General features: G+C 44.2%; 11 protein-coding genes. 7 read left to right on the top strand and 4 right to left on the bottom strand.

Annotated features, from left to right (window positions below; translation table 11 throughout):
* Positions 1–1029, top strand: coding sequence for a metallophosphoesterase family protein (locus BAZ21_RS16185; RefSeq protein ID WP_068502787.1), 1029 nt, complete (start codon positions 1–3; stop codon positions 1027–1029).
* A gap of 200 nt (positions 1030–1229) precedes the next feature.
* On the top strand, positions 1230–4970 hold the full coding sequence (locus BAZ21_RS16180; protein ID WP_084011704.1) for an alpha-L-arabinofuranosidase C-terminal domain-containing protein: 3741 nt from the start codon (positions 1230–1232) through the stop codon (positions 4968–4970).
* Positions 4971–5252: 282 nt separating this feature from the next.
* On the opposite strand, the gene BAZ21_RS16175 is transcribed toward BAZ21_RS16180, so the two are convergent.
* From BAZ21_RS16175 to BAZ21_RS16160, 4 genes are all read right to left on the bottom strand, one after another.
* A complete protein-coding gene (locus tag BAZ21_RS16175; protein ID WP_068502781.1) occupies positions 5253–5648 on the bottom strand; it encodes a type II toxin-antitoxin system death-on-curing family toxin in 396 nt (131 codons plus the stop codon).
* Position 5649: 1 nt separating this feature from the next.
* Positions 5650–5943 carry an AbrB/MazE/SpoVT family DNA-binding domain-containing protein gene (locus BAZ21_RS16170; RefSeq protein ID WP_068502778.1) on the bottom strand — a complete coding sequence of 98 codons (294 nt, stop codon included), beginning with the start codon at positions 5941–5943 and terminating at the stop codon, positions 5650–5652.
* 161 nt (positions 5944–6104) lie between these two features.
* On the bottom strand, positions 6105–7505 hold the full coding sequence (locus tag BAZ21_RS16165) for a phytase (protein ID WP_068502775.1): 1401 nt from the start codon (positions 7503–7505) through the stop codon (positions 6105–6107).
* A gap of 100 nt (positions 7506–7605) precedes the next feature.
* Positions 7606–8481 (bottom strand): helix-turn-helix transcriptional regulator, encoded by an 876-nt coding sequence (locus BAZ21_RS16160; RefSeq protein WP_068502773.1) that lies wholly within the window; start codon positions 8479–8481, stop codon positions 7606–7608.
* 193 nt (positions 8482–8674) lie between these two features.
* Between BAZ21_RS16160 and BAZ21_RS16155 the strand changes: the two genes are divergently transcribed.
* From BAZ21_RS16155 to BAZ21_RS16135, 5 genes are all read left to right on the top strand, one after another.
* On the top strand, positions 8675–10618 hold the full coding sequence (locus BAZ21_RS16155; protein ID WP_068502771.1) for a glycoside hydrolase family 127 protein: 1944 nt from the start codon (positions 8675–8677) through the stop codon (positions 10616–10618).
* A 27-nt stretch (positions 10619–10645) separates the two neighbouring features.
* Complete coding sequence (locus BAZ21_RS16150; RefSeq protein ID WP_068502769.1) at positions 10646–12019, top strand: MFS transporter; 1374 nt, start codon at positions 10646–10648, stop codon at positions 12017–12019.
* Positions 12020–12221: 202 nt separating this feature from the next.
* Positions 12222–13613, top strand: coding sequence for an MATE family efflux transporter (locus BAZ21_RS16145; RefSeq protein ID WP_068502762.1), 1392 nt, complete (start codon positions 12222–12224; stop codon positions 13611–13613).
* A gap of 261 nt (positions 13614–13874) precedes the next feature.
* Entirely contained in the window at positions 13875–15608 is a 1734-nt protein-coding gene (locus tag BAZ21_RS16140) for a cache domain-containing sensor histidine kinase (protein WP_068502759.1), read from the top strand.
* Entirely contained in the window at positions 15586–17175 is a 1590-nt protein-coding gene (locus BAZ21_RS16135; RefSeq protein ID WP_068502757.1) for a response regulator transcription factor, read from the top strand. Before BAZ21_RS16140 ends, BAZ21_RS16135 begins: the two co-directional genes overlap by 23 nt.
* Positions 17176–17183: the final 8 nt, after the last annotated feature.

Genomic DNA, 17183 nt, shown 5'->3' with positions numbered 1-17183 from the left:
ATGGAAAATACAATTAAACCTGAACAACCGCTTGCCTGCTTTCAGGTCATTACCGATACGCATGTTACGGATCGTGCAGATCATATCCACAACCGTCATCTGGAGAAAGCATTGGCGGACATCATCACATACAACAGTGGCAGCAGCGGGATTATGCATGTGGGCGATTTGACGGATCGCGGGCTACCGGAGGAATACAGGCAGTTGCACCGAATATTGAGTATTTATCAAGAATCTTTGCCCGAGATACGATATACCGTAGGCAATCACGATATTGGGGCAATCCTATGGCAAGATCCGCCATTGGATTTGAACACAATGACCGAAGATGAAGTAGAGCGGGTTCTGGAGCATCAGGCGGCTACGGCTAAAGGAGAACTCGGCAGCACCGAGGAATCTATTTTACCTTCCAGGTTATGGGCCAAGCGATTGAACGAATTTGCAGTAGCCACAGGCATGAAAGGATCGTATCATGATCACTGGATTAACGGTTATCATTATATCTTTTTGGGGACAGAACAGCCTCATCCCAAAAATTGTGATATGTCTGCTGAACAACTGGAATGGTTGGAAACGAAGCTGTCCGAAGATGCATCCCCTGATCGACCGATCTTTGTATTTCTGCATCAACCGCTGATAGATACAGTGGCAGGTTCGATGAAGGAGCAAGGCTGGTATGGAGTGAATCAGGATGCAGAGTTGAAGGCCGTCCTGAGTCATTATCCTCAAGTGTTCCTGTTCTCAGGGCATACCCACTGGCAACTGGAGGCGAAGCGTACAATGTACGATGGTGGCGATCAGATGCCAACGATGTTTAATGCCGCTTCCGTTGGTTACCTGTGGACGGACCAGGATGAGCATCTTGAGGGTAGCCAGGGTCTGCATGTCGACGTGTATCTTGATCGAGTTGTCGTTAAGGGACGTGATTTTGTGACGGGAACGTGGATTGAGAATGCAGAGTATGTAGTTCAATTGCCCAAAATAAAGAAAACGGTCACCAATCATTTACAAAGTGAAAATTCACTCTAACAAGGATTGATCCATCTGAAAACCGCTCACTGAGCGGTTTTTTTGTCACATCCGACTGCGTATTGGAGCTTCATGTTCATTTTCAACTAACCGTGGATTGAAAAAGGTGTGCAGGATAAGGTACTATAGCTATATAGTATGTATTTATATTAATTAATTAGTTATTACATTAATAAAATATGAGTATAGGAGCGACGAAGATGATCAAATTCCAGGATCAAATCATTGCGCGGTACAAGTTTGATGATGCAGGGAACGTCGGCAAGGATAGCTCAGGTCAAGGCAATGACGGGGTTGCTTCCGGGACATTAACCCCCACGATCTCCAATGTTGGTGGAAGAACGGCTTTGCGGCTTGAAGGAGGTCCCAACGGTACATCTTATATCCAGCTTCCTGCCGATCTGTTTAAAGATGTAAGCGATAACACTGGTGTTACGGTGACTGCCTGGGTCAACTTCGGTCGATTCACGGATATGTGGGAACGTGTTTTTGACTTTGGCCAATCCCATACAGGACCCTATATGTTCATGACACGGAACCTGCGCGGAACGCTGTTCGCCGAAGCAGATTTGTCCGTAGACCCGGGAAGAGGCTTTGTCAGGGATGAGTGGATGCACGTAGCCATGTCCATAACAGGCACGGAGGGCGGCACATTAAGCAGTGCAGGACCGATGGTATATGTGAATGGTGAGGTGATAGCGGACGGCTCCATCAGCCAAACGTCCAGCGGTAATTATGCCAAGCTGCGTAAATGGTTTGAGACGTTTGCAGAACCGTCCAACTACAGCAATAATTTTATCGGTCGTTCCCAGCACGCAGCGGATGTAGACTTTGCTGGCTCCGTTTCGGACTTTCGGATTTATAAAGCAGGCTTGTCCGCAGACGAAGTTATCGAGGTGATGTGCGATTCGTTGACAGACGAAGAGGTTGTGAAGCTGGCCCGCGACAAGTACTTGTCGTTCCCAACGACGATTGTCACCGGGGATCTGACTTTGCCAACGGTCCTGATGGGCGGAAGGGTAGAAGTAACCTGGAAATCCAGCCGACCGGATGTACTCTCTGACAATGGCCAGGTGCAAGATATTATCTCCGCGCACGGGGTAACAGTTACAGCTTTCTTGACGAGAGGTCAAAGTCGGCTTGAAGAAAGCTTTGAAATCTCGGTTCTTCCGAAAGAGCTGCCTCCGTATACGTTGAACATTTATGGGGACAAGGAAGTGCTGGATATCAGCGAGGTGATGTACGGCCTGTTCTACGAAGATATCAATAATGCGGCAGATGGTGGGATTTATGCGGAGCTTGTTCAAAATCGTTCCTTTGAATCCTTCGAGTTCGACACGTATTCCCATGCTTCCGGCGAATGCGGCTGCTCTACAGGACGGAACCGTAATCCGCTGTTTGCCTGGTCTGGCGATACGGACAAGATGACTCCCCAGCATAGCGGCGGCTTAAATGAGTTTTTGGGCGTAAAGGACAAAGATGTGAACGCTTATTATGTGATGGTAACGGATGGTGCGACCATTCGGAACAAAGGCTTTGCCGATTCCAACCGGAATTGTGCCATGTTCATCCAGAAAGGGGCCAAGTATGATTTCACCATCTGGGCGAAGGCTGAATCAGCGGGAACCATTACACTGCAATTGCAGGATTCGAGTGAACAGGCGATTAGTGATTCGGTAACGGTGCAGGTGGAAGGCGGAAATACGTGGAAAAAGTACGGCATTGATTCCAAGCTTGTACTGACAGGCTCCGCTACGGTTCTGGGGCAACTGGCACTCACGTTTGCAGGGGATATTTCCATTGATATGGTTTCCTTATTTCCACAGGATGTGTGGGGTGCAGGAGAGGAAGAGCACTCTCCATCCGCACACGCCAATTTTCAAGGCAATCCCAACTACCGACTGAGAAAAGATTTGGTGAACGCGCTGGTCGACATGCATCCGAAGTTTTTGCGTTTTCCGGGCGGTTGTATCTCCGAGGGCTCGTTTATATGGGAAAATGTATACGACTGGAAGGAATCCATTGGGGATATAGAGCTGCGCAAGGAGAACTTTAATGTATGGGGCTACATGATGACCATGGGTCTTGGTTATATGGAATATTTCCAGTTGGCAGAAGACCTGAATGCTGCTCCGCTTCCGGTTATGGCCTGCGGAGTGCTCTGCCAAGCCCGTTCCGATTACGCTCATCCGGCAGGAGGCGCATTAAGAGAATACTATATCAAGAACTTTACAGATCTGATCGACTTTGCGATTAGTGTGGACTTTGAGCATAATGAATGGGCCGCCATGCGTAAAAAAATGGGTCATGCAGCTCCGTTCGATCTGCATTATTTGGGAGTGGGGAACGAAAATTGGGGCACAGAGTTTTTTGCCAACTTTGAAGTGTTCAAGACGTCCATTGACGAGTATATGGAGAAAAACTATCCGGGCTATGAGCTGCATATCATCTCCACGGTTGGCGCTCAAGCAGACGACGATGCATATCAGCAGGGCTGGAAGTTCCTGAGTGGCAATATCACGGGTTCGGCCAAGGTTGCTTTTGCAGATGGCAACCAGGTGACAGAAGAAATCGTGACCTGGTATGAGAAGCAAAAGGATTACATGGACACCATTGCGGATGAGCACTACTATCGTTCCAACGAGTATTTGTTGAATAATGTGGACCGCTATAATTACTACTACAGAGCTTATAACGCAGACGGTAGTACCAACTGGAAGGAAACGTCGAAGGTCTTTGTGGGTGAATACGCCTCCACAGATAAAAATACATTAGCGGGTGCAGTAGCAGAAGCAGCGGTGATGACGGGCTTCGAAAATAATGCGGATGTCGTCCGGCTGGCTGCCTATGCACCGCTGTTTAACAAAGTCCTGACGGACGGAACCTACAGATGGACCCCGGATTGCATTTGGTTCGATGACCAAACCGTATGGTTTACGCCGAACTACTATGTGCAGCAAATGTATGCTAAATATTTGGGCAATAAAGTATTGGCTACCTCTTTCTCTACGTACAAAAACGGCAAGCCGATCGACCTTATTCCTCTGGGGGGAATTGAGATTGCGACAGGCAACGCGGAGGTTGTGATTAAGCGAGTGACCGCTACCTCCAATAAGGACGGCAGCGTGCTGGTGGATCAAGACTTTACCCAAGAGCTGAATCCAGCTTGGCGGGTGATTCCGGGTTCCGCAGGATATACGGTGGAAGCAGGCACGGGGCTTATTCTCAAGGCTCAAGGCAGCGGGCTGAACGGCTTGTACATCTTGAACGACCACTGGACGGATTACAAGTTGGAGGTAGTAGCTTCCCGCATTTTTGGTACAGATGGCTTTTATGTGGGTGCAGGACTCACTGATATTTCCGCCGAGAAAAAGAACGTGGTCGAATATGCCATCGGCTATGGCGGCAAGGCTACTGGCGTGAAGGTTTACAAGCAAGGCGTAGAAGGCTATACCTTGGGTGATTATTCTTCCAGTACAGCCGCAGGCAACCTGAGAGCAGCCAGCTATGAAGAGCTAGCTGACCATACGGATTACACCATCACAGTGAACTACGGCGGTGAAACAGGCGGCAGCCTCATCTGTTCTTACACCGACGGAGAGACAACCAGCAAAGTGCTGGATTACAAGCTGGAGGCTTACAATAGCGACGTGTTCAACTCGGTGACCAAGGATGCTGAGCATGTATATGTGAAGCTTGTGAACGCCGACAACGTGGATAAGGCAACGCAGTTGAACCTTCAGGAATTGAGTGTAGAGTCCACCGCCAAGCTGATTACGCTAACCGGCGATTCCTCGCTTGTTCATGTGCCGAACGTGAATAAAAAGAATGATGAGAAGGTAGTGCCTACCGAGCAGCAGATTTCGCTTGATAATAATGCGATCCTTATGCAATTACCGGCTAATTCGGTGAATGTGCTGGTGTTGGATTTTAAAGCATAGGAAACATCCAAACAGCTTCAACTTATGTATCATCATAAAGATTGGTGTCTTTTATTATGGAATGAGAACCTTGAGTTATATGTCTATGAAGAGGCATAACTCTCAAATTCTTTTTAAAGAATGATTACTAATAAAAGAGTTGCCCTAAAGCAATGGCTTCGGGGCAACCCTTTTATTAGCTAGTACGGCCGGAAATCAGAAGCTTCCAAACCCCTGTCCGAAGATAACGATACAAAAGCTTCTAAGGGTGTAGTCACAGTTTTGATGTCGCTCAGTATCAAACTATTGTTTTTGTATAGATTTCTCGCGAAGAATACTCACAATCTGTTCGAGAGAATACTTACCATTTGCAATATCTACAATAAACTCAACGGCATATAAACGTTCTATCTTCAAATGATATCCATTCAGCATCAGAAAAGACTTAACCGCAAGATAAGCGGTCCGTTTGTTCCCATTATGGAAACAATGGTTCTTAACCAAAGATTCTAATAAGGCCGCCGCCTTGTCAAACAATGACGGATACGCATCTTCACCAAACAAACTCTGCATAGGTCTATGTACAGCAGATTCAAGCAAGGCATGATCTTTGATTCCCGCCTGATCCGCGTCTTCCATTCTCTTCATCATATAATAGTGGCCTGCGACGACTTCTTCTTTAGTCAGAAATTTTGTCATATTAGCGATCCTTTAAATCATCAAATATTGCTTTGTCCTCTTCAAATACATCATAAAATGCTTCCAGCACCTCAGGACGGACATTTTCAGGCAGCTCTAAATGACGAACTTTCCTCAGTAAAACTTCGCCCTCGCCATTTTCAACGAATTCAATCTCATCACCTTGTGCAATATTCATTTTCTCGGCAAGGCTTTTTGGCAGACTTACACCAAGGCTATTTCCCATACGACCTATCTTTCGGGAGTAACGTTTCGATAACGATTTTCCCTGATTCAACTTGATCGCCCCATTCATTTAAATGTTCCCCTTTCATATTATGATAGCACACCAAAAAGTTATACCTTATAACAATTATAACAGTTATAACTTTATGACTGTGTATAGTTTATCATGTTTGAAAAGGAAATCACAAGAAAATTCCGGCTTACAGTTTCACCCAAATTTTCTGACGGGCATTACCGCGTGCTTCTGTTCACCAATTCACGCGGATTGATGCCATCGTCTATGGTTAGCGGGATGCGTGCACCCTTTGCGATTTGCTCCCAAGGCACCATTTTAAAATTCTGATTCAACTTTTTGCCGTTCTGAAGATTCTCATCATCCTGTGCAACGAAGATACCGTGCGGGAAGTTCTTGCCTAATCCATAGCCAAGAACGTCAATACCGTCTGTGAAAGAAGTTCCGTCCACTGTAGGGCTGGCGCTGATCTTAAAGTTGCTTATATAAGCATTATCGCTTTGACGTTCATAGATTGCATAGCTGCTGTTTCCTTGGCTGGAGGCCATGAGATACCCCTTGCCGTCTTTGCCGTAATACAATGTAAGCCCCTCTATGTCATCTTGAAGTCTGCGCCCGTCCGCAATATCAACACGTCGCAACGGCTTGGAAGAGCCGTCTGGCTCGGCATCGTATTTCCAAATGGCGTGGTCCTCTTCAGCGATATAGACCGTGCCGTATTCATCATCAGCCACCATGCCCTCGGATTGCGTAGCCAGCTTGAACTGGCGGACCAGCTTGCCGGCAATTTTGCCGTTCCCGTTGTCAGTCAGCTCATATTGTTCAAATTCACCCTCTTTGCCCAATACGAGTGCGTAGAATTTACCTGTCTTGAGGCTATGGTACAGGCTGAATCCGTACACTTCTTTCATAGAGGATTGAATAGTAGGCTTGTCAACAACATTGGTTAGCGTTCCGGATACCCCGTCAATGGCAAAGATATCTACGGTGTTGTTGGTGCGATTGGTGGCTCCTGCAATATCAATCGTTTTATCGCCCAGCTTAAATCCATAACGGATATCCACATTGTTCATTTTGCCGACTTTAAAGTTTTGCAGCTGCTTGCCTTCCAGATCATAAACCAAAATCCCGCCGCCTTTATTGGTGGCTACAATTCTGCTGTTCTCCGGATTAGCCGGATTGAGCCAGATCGCAGGATCGTCGGCCGCATCATCTCCATCCTCCACTGCTTCTGTTTCGGCAGAGGGGGTCACTTTATAGGTAGGAACAGCATCTTTAGGATCAGCATATTTGCTGTTTTCTGTCTTAAGCGTGGCAAGAAGCTTGGTAGGGAGATATATATTTCCATCGACCAGCTTGATTTCGTGATCCGCTTCCCCCGTTTGGCCAGCCAGGCGATATTGCTTCTCACCGACAGTAAAGGTTCCGACAATGCCATTTTTCAGCTTCACAGCAGCAGACTTGTCGTCATTGTCCCATGTAATTACAGCTCCTATTTTATCCGCTTGTGTTCGAAGGGGTTCATATCCGGTTGGCTGGACCTCTGCCGCACGGGTCATTTCAGGTGATATCAGAATCGCTGTTAACATGGTTAATAATGCCAGTTTAGTCGCCTTCATATGTATACCCCTTTTCTGAAGTAAAAATGATATAACCGATTCAGTATAAAGCGGCAAAATAAGAAGAATATAATGGAAATGTAAAGAGGGCGTAAACCATTTAATTTGCCGGCTTCCAGTATTGCTGTCTGTAATTTTTCGGTGACATCCCGAATTTCTCTTTAAAGCATTTGGAGAAATAGCTTGCTTGGGAGAACCCCGTTTCCTCCGTAATTTGTTGGACGGACCAGTCGGTTTGCAGCAACAGACTGCGCCCCTGATCCAGTCGGTAATCCATTAAATATTCAAGCGGCGTACGCTGAAAAGCGGCCTTCATACATCTGGCGAGATAGTTTTGATGTACGTGGAAATGGGCCTCCAAATCTTTATTGGTGATTGTATTTTTGTAATTCTGTTTTAAATATATTTCGATCTGTTCTGCTAACTTGGAGGAACTGTTTTTATAATTCTCATCATATTCCAAATTCTGAAAAATATTCACAAACATCTGCTGGGTCTCCCATAGAGCCAGCTTTCTAGGCTTTAAGGTAGAGGCTAACAAGTAGTCCAATTTAGAAAACAGCTCATGGGGATTGATTATTTTTTGAAATTTGGGCAAGTGGATTGTTGTGTGCTCGGAATGAAAATGCAACTCGGGAATGGGTGAGCTAGGTGTGATCAGGTTGGGTGAGGATTGCGCGCGCCACGTGCTGTTCGTTTGAAAATGAAACCAGTAAAAGGAGGTTTGTTCTGTACATGCCTCAATGGGAAAATGGTGTTTATCCGGTTCAAGAATGAGTGCGTAATTTTCAGTCACTTTCCACACTTCATCCTCTTCGCCGATGTGCAGTAGTCCTTCTTTGATGATAATAACGTCAAAATAGCCCAAGTTATAACGATTCGGATGCCAGTCCCCTTTTTGGTAGGTAGTAAAATTCCCCTCAATGAAATAAGGCAATGGGGGGACAAGGAAAGATAGAAAGTCTGTTTTGCTCATGGAAGTCAGCTCCTTTGTGTGTGAAATCGTATAACTTTTAGTTAAAGATCGCGATTTTTTTTATAAATTCAGGTTGATAAAATAAGGACTGTAGCAAGGGAAGCCTAGGCTAGTCTGGTCGGTATTATCATTACTTTAGCTTTATTTTTTCAAAAATGAAAGCGTTCTATTTTCAGGAAGGGATGTTTATCCAATGAAAACAGCAAAACCAGTAAAGCATGTCAGCGTTGATGATTTATTTTGGAAGAAGTATAAGCAGGTGGTAGCGGAAGAGGTCATTCCTTATCAGTGGAAAGCATTGAATGATGAATTACCAGATACAGAACCCAGTCATGCGATTGAAAATTTTAAAATTGCGGCCGGGGAATCCAGTGGGGAGTATTATGGAACCGTTTTCCAGGACAGTGATCTTGCCAAATGGCTGGAAACCGTCGCCTTTAGCTTAAGGGATCATCCGAATCCTGTGCTTGAGGAGCGGGCAGATGAAGTGATTGCACTGTTGGGAAGAGCTCAAGCTGAGGATGGGTATTTAAATACGTATTATCTGCTGAAGGAACCTAATAATCGCTGGACAAACTTAAGGGATAATCATGAGCTGTATTGTGCGGGACATTTTATAGAAGCGGCTGTTGCTTATTATGAAACGACGGGCAAAACAAAGTTTCTTCACATCATGGAGAAATACGTAGATCTGATTCAGCAAATCTTTGGTACGGAAGAAGGGAAACGGAAAGGCTACCCGGGGCATGAAGAAATTGAACTGGCCTTAATCAAATTATACGACGTAACTGCAAAGGATCAATATCTCAAATTAGCGCAATATTTTATCGAGCAGCGGGGGCAGCATCCGATTTATTTTGCGGAGGAGAAAGAAGACAGAAAGCACATTCAAACAGAGCCTACCTGGAATGACGATAACAATATCAATTTTGGCTTGGGCTTCGAATACCAGCAGGCACACCAGCCTGTGCGTGAGCAAAAAGCGGCTGTCGGCCATGCGGTAAGAGCGATGTATCTATATATTGCGATGGCGGATCTGGCCGCGAAAACGGGAGATGCTTCCCTGTTACAAACCTGTGAAACGCTGTGGGAGGATGTAACGAACCACAAAATGTACATCACTGCCGGGATCGGATCTGCCGTCAACGGAGAAGCATTCACTTGCCATCATGATCTCCCCAATGACAGCATGTACTGCGAGACCTGCGCCTCGGTAGGGCTGGCCTTCTGGGCCAATCGTATGCTGCGCTTATCGCCGGACCGGAAATATGCCGATGTGCTGGAACGTGCGTTATACAACGGAACGATTAGTGGGATGGATCTGGATGGCAAACGGTTTTTCTACGTGAATCCGCTGGAAGTCAATCCGCATCAGAAATCCAGAAAGGATCAGGAGCACGTAAAAACAGAGCGGCAAAAATGGTTCTTCTGCGCGTGTTGTCCGCCTAACCTGGCCCGCATGATCGCATCGGTCGAAGACCATATATACACCCAAACCGACGACACGTTGTATACACATCTGTATATTGCAGGCAAGGTGAACCTGAATTTATCTGGTCAAGAGGTTGAAATCACACAAACTCACCGTTATCCATGGGATGCGGATTTGAGCTTTTCCATTCATGTAGCAGAGCCGGCTTCATTTACATGGGCGCTGCGCATTCCGGGCTGGTGCAAACAGGCAGAGGTAAAGGTAAATGGAGAAGCCATTTCATTAGACCATCTGGCAAAAGGGTATGTCGAAATCCAGCGTATCTGGAATGACGGTGATGTCGTTTCCTTGCATTTGGCTATGCCGGTTGAACGCATTCGGAGCAATCCGCTGGTCTCCATGAACCAGCAGCAAATTGCCCTGCAACGGGGCCCCGTCGTATTTTGTCTGGAAGAAGTGGATAATGGGGCTAATTTGGCGGGATTACGATTGCCTAAGGATAGCCTCATTACGGAAGAGTTTAGCGAAAACCTGCTGGGTGGAACTGTAAAGCTGACCACAGAGGGGTATCGGGTGAAAAGCTCAACTGCATTATATAGCTCGGAGCCCCCTGAGCTTGTTCCCCAGCAAATCACCGCCATTCCTTACTACGCTTGGTGCAACCGGGCCAAAGGGGAAATGCGTGTATGGGTTTATGAATCATAATTCATTCGCATGAGGAGAGAAAAAATCATGAGCACGAGAATTGTGAGTACGGAACCACCCGAAAAAGCAGCCAGTACCGTTCCTTTTCATCGTAAGATCAGCTATTCATTAACGGATACAGCGGGCAATCTGTTATACTGTGTCATTTCCAGTTATCTATTATATTTTTATACGGATGTATTCGGTCTTTCTATCGGGATTGCCGGGACGCTGCTTTTTATCACCCGTTTTATCGATGCTATTGATGCCCCGATCTGGGGCATCCTGATTGACCGGACCAAATCAAAATATGGACAGAGCAGACCTTATTTTCTATGGCTATCCATTCCGTTTGCCGTGTTCATGGTCCTTACGTTTACGACACCCAACTGGAGTGAGTCCGGGAAAATTGTATACGCTGCCATTACTTATATCATAGCCGGTATTTTGTATACAGGCATTAGTACGCCCATTACCTCCATTCTCCCTAACCTGAGTAATAACTCCAATGAGCGCGTCGTCCTGAACTCCTTCCGTATGGTTGGGGGAAATGTGGGCTTCTTTATCGCCACGACGTTTACGCTGCCGCTGGTCGCTTTCTTTGGACAGGGGAATGATCAAAAAGGCTTTTCTTTAACGCTCATTTTATTCGGAATCATGGCGGTTATCATGTTTTTAATAGCGTTCGCCGATTTGCGAGAAAATACAGCAGTTAAAACCAAATCGATTCCGATTGCCAAGAGCTTTGCAGCCATCAAACGTAACTGGCCCTGGATGCTCGTCGTCGCTGCTAACTTGTGCTATTGGATTGCCTTGAACATCCGTTCATCCACGCTCATCTTTTATCTGCAATACAATCTGGACAGCAAGGATTTGGTCCCTTTAATCAACGGGCTGACCTCGATACAATTAATCTCGATGGTTCTGATTCCGATATTCGCCAGAAAATTAAGTAAAAATTCGATCATGATTATCGGATTGATATTGGCTGCACTGGGGCAGGTTGTGATTTTAATGGGGAGTGCCAACTTAACCCTCATTATTGCCGGCTGGATTATTGGTGCGTTAGGTTCAGGCTTTGCATGTTCGATGCCATTTGCGATGCTGTCAGATACAGTGGATTATGGGGAATGGAAAAATGGAATTCGCGCAAGTGGGTTCCTGACCTCCATCGGAAGCGCATTTTGTATTAAAGCGGGCAGCGGGATCGGGGGATTATTGCCTGCATGGGTGATGGGTAGCACGGGCTACATCGCCGGGAAGGTTCAAACGCCTACCGCATTGTCCGGAATTCAGTTTAGCTTTATCTGGCTACCGTTTATCATCTTCCTGATCGGGATCATTCCTATGTTCTTTTATAAAAAATTCGAAAAGAATGAAGCTTCCATTCAACAAGATTTAGTTGCAAGAAGATCAGAATAATTCATATAACATTTTATTGATAACATCATAGAGTGTTGTGTTTTGCTTGAAAGCCTGTTCACTAAGTTGAGCAGGTTTTTGTATTTTTTTCTATTCAAAATGTGAGTAAAACTATTGACAGGATTTTCTTTTGGGGTGATACTTCAATGAAGGCTCTTCTGGTGAAGGGTTTTTTTCAATTTGATAAAAAGAATGTGATGATATGAGTCAACTGAGTGTAAGAATGAGAACGCATGGCTTTCTGAACAAGCATTTTACAGGAGAGTCTATTGATTATCGACAGATTATTGCTCTGTTTATCCCGCTTCTGATTGATCAGGCCTTTATTGTGGGGCTTAATTTGGTGAACACCGCCATGATTAGCTCATCAGGGATGGCGGCGGTCAGTGCGGTAAATATGATTGATTCCCTGAATATTTTTCTGATTAATGTGTTTGTTGCGGTGTCCACCGGGGGAACGGTTGTCGTTGCGCAATATAGGGGAAGCGGCAACGACCTCATGGTCTCCAAGGCCGCATCTGGCACCATTTCCTCCGTTTCCTTGCTGGCCTTATGTATCAGTTTGTTTATGATTGCGTTGTATAATCCGATTTTAAGTGTTCTGTTCGGCTCTGCCTCACCGGATGTATTGGCCAACGGCAAGGTGTATCTGCTGGGAAGCTGTGTATCTTTCGTTGGGATTGCAGTGGTTGAGGCGGTATGTGGAGCATTGAGGGGAATAGGGAAGACGAGAGCGTCTTTGGCGCTTTCTCTCATTATGAACCTATCGTATGTGGTCTTAAATGTAGTATTTATCAATCTATTGCACATGGGTGTGCTGGGCATGACGATTGCGGTGAACGTGTCCAGATATGCGGCAGCCGTCTGCGCGTTGATCTATTTGGTCAGGGTAGATGATGATCTGCGTGTTCAGCTTAGAGATATGCTTTATTTTAATCTAGCGATGCTCAAAAAGATTCTGTTCATCGGACTTCCGTTCGCAGCGGAGCAGATGTTTTTTAACGGGGGTAAAATTTTAACCCAGATTTTCATTGTGAGTCTGGGGACAAATGCGTTGGCGACGAATGCCATTTGCTCATCACTGGCTAACGTGTTCCAAATCCCTTCCAATGCCCTGGCGCTTACCATTGTGACGGTGGTCGGGCAATGCATGGGTCGCCGTAATATTGAGGATGCCCGCAAGTTTACCAAATCGTTTATTTGGCTGTCGTCTTTTTCTTTTATTGTCATGGGCCTCATTCTGATGCCTTTATTTAAGCCGATGGTGGGGCTGTTTCATCCACCTGCTGAAATCGTAGATGACATTTTCACCGTCATACTGATTAATACGTTGGCCCAAATCCCGCTGTGGTCCATCGCCTTTATTACGCCCTCTGCGCTTAGAGCAGCAGGTGATTCGAAATTCACGTCACTCACCTCAATGCTATCTATGTGGTTGTGCCGGGTGGTGCTTGGATATATTTTGGGCATCGTCTTCAATTTGGGGATTGTCGGTGTCTGGCTGGCGATGGATATTGAATGGGGCGTGCGGGGGCTCGTGTTCCTGTGGCGCTTCCGAGGGAACAAATGGGTACAACATCGTTTGATCGATTGAATAGGTCCACTTCTGTAAAATTGACTTCTGGATGAAGCATTTTATAGGAGTGGATTTTTTTTCTATTTGACGGATTGTCAAGCTAAGAGGGACAGAGCTTCTGTAAAAGATTCGTGAGCCGTGTCTTTTTTTATGTTTTCCTGTAGATGATGTACTTCATATTACAATCTGTCAGATATAATGTTGTTAAAACTAAAGGATGGTGTATCCAAGGTTTGATGGACATCAAGTAAGGGATTACATATTAAAGAGGAGGACTGTATGTGGATTTATGAGTGGTATAAGTGGAGAAATTGGAAACTACAGTATAAATTAATGATCATCTATATCCCTCTTATTGTCTTGCCCTCTGTGGTAGGTCTTGCTATATTAACAAACAGTTATAATCAAACATCACAAGAAGTTATTAGTTATTATTCTAAGACAATAATCGATTTAACCAGGGATAAAATTGATACACAAATATCTAATTATAATGACATAAGTTTGAAACTATTTACAAAATCTGAAATTATTCGATTGTTTGAAGATATACCCGAAAATCAATTTGAAAGGCTGGGAATTCAAAGGCAATTGGAAGGGAATATTCGTCCTGCGATTGGGGAGATTGATATAAATAATATTATATCATGTGTTTTTGTAACGAAATCTGGACGTTTTGTGGTGGGCAATGATAGTGCTGATCATTACAATGATAACGAACAGACATTTATTGATAATATTGAAAAAAGTAATGGTGCGCCAGTATGGTCCAACCCTCGTGAATTTCGCATTGGGAATCGAGAGGTGCAAGCTTTTCGCTTGGGCCGGGTCATAAAAGATGATAACTTTCAGCCAATCGGGATTGCTTATTTGGTTATCAATTCGCGTTGGCTTCAGAATACATTAACGTCATCTCAAGTGGGTTCAGGGGTAGAATTAGCTGTGAGAGATTCAAGGGATCAAGTAATAATTAAAAAAGAGATGCAGCTGGCCAAAACATCAGATAATACTCTCGATATAGTAGCTCAAATAAAACAGAACGACTGGAGTGTTTTTGCTTCATTCTCGCTGGCCGAGCTTTATGGAACTGTACACCGTATGAGCGGTTTTGCGGTAGGGCTTATTGTTCTCTGTACTGTGATAGGGTTAGTAGCAACCTATATTTTTGTAACTGATTTAGTTATACCTATAAAACGACTCAGAGGAAATATATATCAAGGAATAAAGGGAGTCCAGCCTCAATTGATGATAAAATTCAAGGGCGCAAGGGAAATTTGCGAGTTGAATGATTTGTTTATCTCATTCTTATACGAAATTTATAATTTGGTTGAAGATGTGAAAAAGAATGAGAAGAAAAAACGAAAAGCAGAGTTAAAGCTGCTCCAGAATCAGCTCTCTCCACATTTTCTCTATAACACATTGAACTCAATACGCTGGATGGCCCTTATCAGGAAACAGGATCATATCCGTGAAATGGTTGATGCTTTAACTCATCTATTGACTTATTCACTGCATAATGCAGATGAGCTGGTGTTGCTAAAGGATGAATTATCTGTTATGCAAGACTATGTAAAAATCCAAAAAGTCCGTTATCAAAATTTTCAATTTATCACTCATATCGAAGCCGATTTGGAAAATGTAAAAATTCTCAAGTTTTTATTACAGCCGTTAATTGAGAATGCCTTGGTTCATGGCTTATCTAATATTGACAGACCTGGTGAAATTAAATTGAGCATTAAGGAATGTAATAATCAACTCCTCGTGCAGGTCATTGATAACGGAATGGGTATTTCGAATGAGCGGTTATCATCTATTCATGAAATATTGGCCGGGAAGAACGAGAATAATCACATCGGATTAAGAAGCGTGCAAGAGCGTATTCAGATGTATTATGGTTCTGAATACGGTTTGCAGATATTGAGTATGGAAGGTAGCGGAACTACCATGGAAATAATCATGCCGTTAATAACAGATGTGGGGGTACAGACTCATGAGGAAAGTGATGATAGTTGATGATGAATCACTTGTTCGAATAGGATTTCAAACCATCATTGACTGGGAAAATCACGGCTACCATGTATCCGGTGTTTACCGAAATGGTCTGGAGGCTTGGGAGGCGATAGAGCGAGAAGGTCCGCCTGATGTATTGCTGACAGATATTCGGATGCCTGAAATGGACGGACTGGAACTTATCCGTCGAATTCGAGAGAACAACATCGTTATGAACATTTTAATCCTTAGTAGTCATGAGGAATTCCAATACTTAAGAACCTCTATACAGCTAGGAGTTCAAGATTATATTCTAAAGCACTTGTTTGATCCTGATGAGTTAATTCAGACTCTTGACCAGTTGAATTATGCAGATGTGACAGAATCATCTATAGAAGAACAAATCGTTGTTGCTGATTTGGATTTAGAAAGACAGTTGCTGCTGCGCGAAACGAGAACTTTATCGGGAATTATAATGAAGGAAACGGGTATAGAAGTTGCTCGTTATCCGAATTTGCTGAAAAAATGGAATAGTAACGGGAGCCACGGGTATTGGGTTGCTATTAGAGCACTTCCTAGTCAGAACGGTTATTTGGATTCAGATTTAAAAGCTTTGGGTTATTTATTGCATGAATTGATTGAACGATTTAGTAAGAACGTTTATATCGGGATGGATCAAGAGATGTTCCATGTCCAATGTTTTCTCGAATCAGAAGCTGATATACTGGACGCTAAAATTTTTCGGGAAGTTTCAGACACGGTTCAACAAAACTTAAATATCCCTATCGTAATAGGTATGAGTGAAAGAGGAGCATTTTTAACAGAAATGATAAAGATGCGCAAGCAGGCTGAAGACGCTGTGAGTAAGTCTTTTTATTTGGGTGCGGGAATATATCAATACGATTCTACACGTCCGATGATGAATATAGTGGCTTCAGAATGGATGGATTTGAAAAAGACGGCTTTAGAGCTTTTGAAGGACAAACAACGGGATAGCATTTATACGTGGATGAGTGAAGTCGGGGAGCTGTTTGCAGAGAGGTATACACCCGAGGAGGCAGTCAGATTTCTTCAGATGGTGTACAAACAGTTTATTAAGCAAAGAACGGAAACCTTTTTAGTAGATCAGGATACTTTAGAGCAGGAAATGAATCCTCTTGTACTTGCTTATGAAATATCAGAATCTGTTTCTTCCTGGTCTGAGCTGCTTCGGATTACACGTGTTATGATGGAAGAGCGGGATCGAGTTTTTCTTCTTATCAAAAAGAGAAGTCCCTGGCTAGAAGCAGTAATAACATTTATTCACGAGCATTATGCTGAATCGATTCGTTTGGAAGATGCAGCGCATATTACCAATTTCAATGCAAATTACTTTGGCCAGTTGTTTCGTAATGAGACGGGCTTTACATTCCTGGAATATGTTACTAAGGTTCGTATTGAGAAGGCAATGGAGTTGCTGAAGAATCCGAATCTTTCAACAGAGGAAATAGCGTCCCGAATCGGGTATCCTAATGCGAACTATTTTGTCAAAGTATTTAAAAAAATCACGGGGACTACCATATCAGAGTATCGGACTTTTCAAAAAAACTGAAGAATTAG

It is taken from the genome of Paenibacillus kribbensis, assembly GCF_001705305.1.
Taxonomy (GTDB): Bacteria; Bacillota; Bacilli; order Paenibacillales; family Paenibacillaceae; genus Paenibacillus; species Paenibacillus kribbensis_B.
The sequence above is the reverse complement of the archived record's forward strand: the minus strand, read 5'-3'. Positions and strand labels throughout refer to the sequence as shown.

What these genes read in the sequence shown, in the direction of transcription:
- BAZ21_RS16145 (WP_068502762.1), top strand. Translation starts at nt 12,222, where the DNA reads ATGAGTCAACTGAGTGTAAGAATGAGAACGCATGGCTTTCTGAACAAG.
- BAZ21_RS16185 (WP_068502787.1), top strand. Translation starts at nt 1, where the DNA reads ATGGAAAATACAATTAAACCTGAACAACCGCTTGCCTGCTTTCAGGTC.
- BAZ21_RS16175 (WP_068502781.1), bottom strand. Translation starts at nt 5,648, where the DNA reads ATGACAAAATTTCTGACTAAAGAAGAAGTCGTCGCAGGCCACTATTAT.
- BAZ21_RS16180 (WP_084011704.1), top strand. Translation starts at nt 1,230, where the DNA reads ATGATCAAATTCCAGGATCAAATCATTGCGCGGTACAAGTTTGATGAT.
- BAZ21_RS16170 (WP_068502778.1), bottom strand. Translation starts at nt 5,943, where the DNA reads ATGAATGGGGCGATCAAGTTGAATCAGGGAAAATCGTTATCGAAACGT.
- BAZ21_RS16165 (WP_068502775.1), bottom strand. Translation starts at nt 7,505, where the DNA reads ATGAAGGCGACTAAACTGGCATTATTAACCATGTTAACAGCGATTCTG.
- BAZ21_RS16135 (WP_068502757.1), top strand. Translation starts at nt 15,586, where the DNA reads ATGAGGAAAGTGATGATAGTTGATGATGAATCACTTGTTCGAATAGGA.
- BAZ21_RS16160 (WP_068502773.1), bottom strand. Translation starts at nt 8,481, where the DNA reads ATGAGCAAAACAGACTTTCTATCTTTCCTTGTCCCCCCATTGCCTTAT.
- BAZ21_RS16140 (WP_068502759.1), top strand. Translation starts at nt 13,875, where the DNA reads ATGTGGATTTATGAGTGGTATAAGTGGAGAAATTGGAAACTACAGTAT.
- BAZ21_RS16155 (WP_068502771.1), top strand. Translation starts at nt 8,675, where the DNA reads ATGAAAACAGCAAAACCAGTAAAGCATGTCAGCGTTGATGATTTATTT.
- BAZ21_RS16150 (WP_068502769.1), top strand. Translation starts at nt 10,646, where the DNA reads ATGAGCACGAGAATTGTGAGTACGGAACCACCCGAAAAAGCAGCCAGT.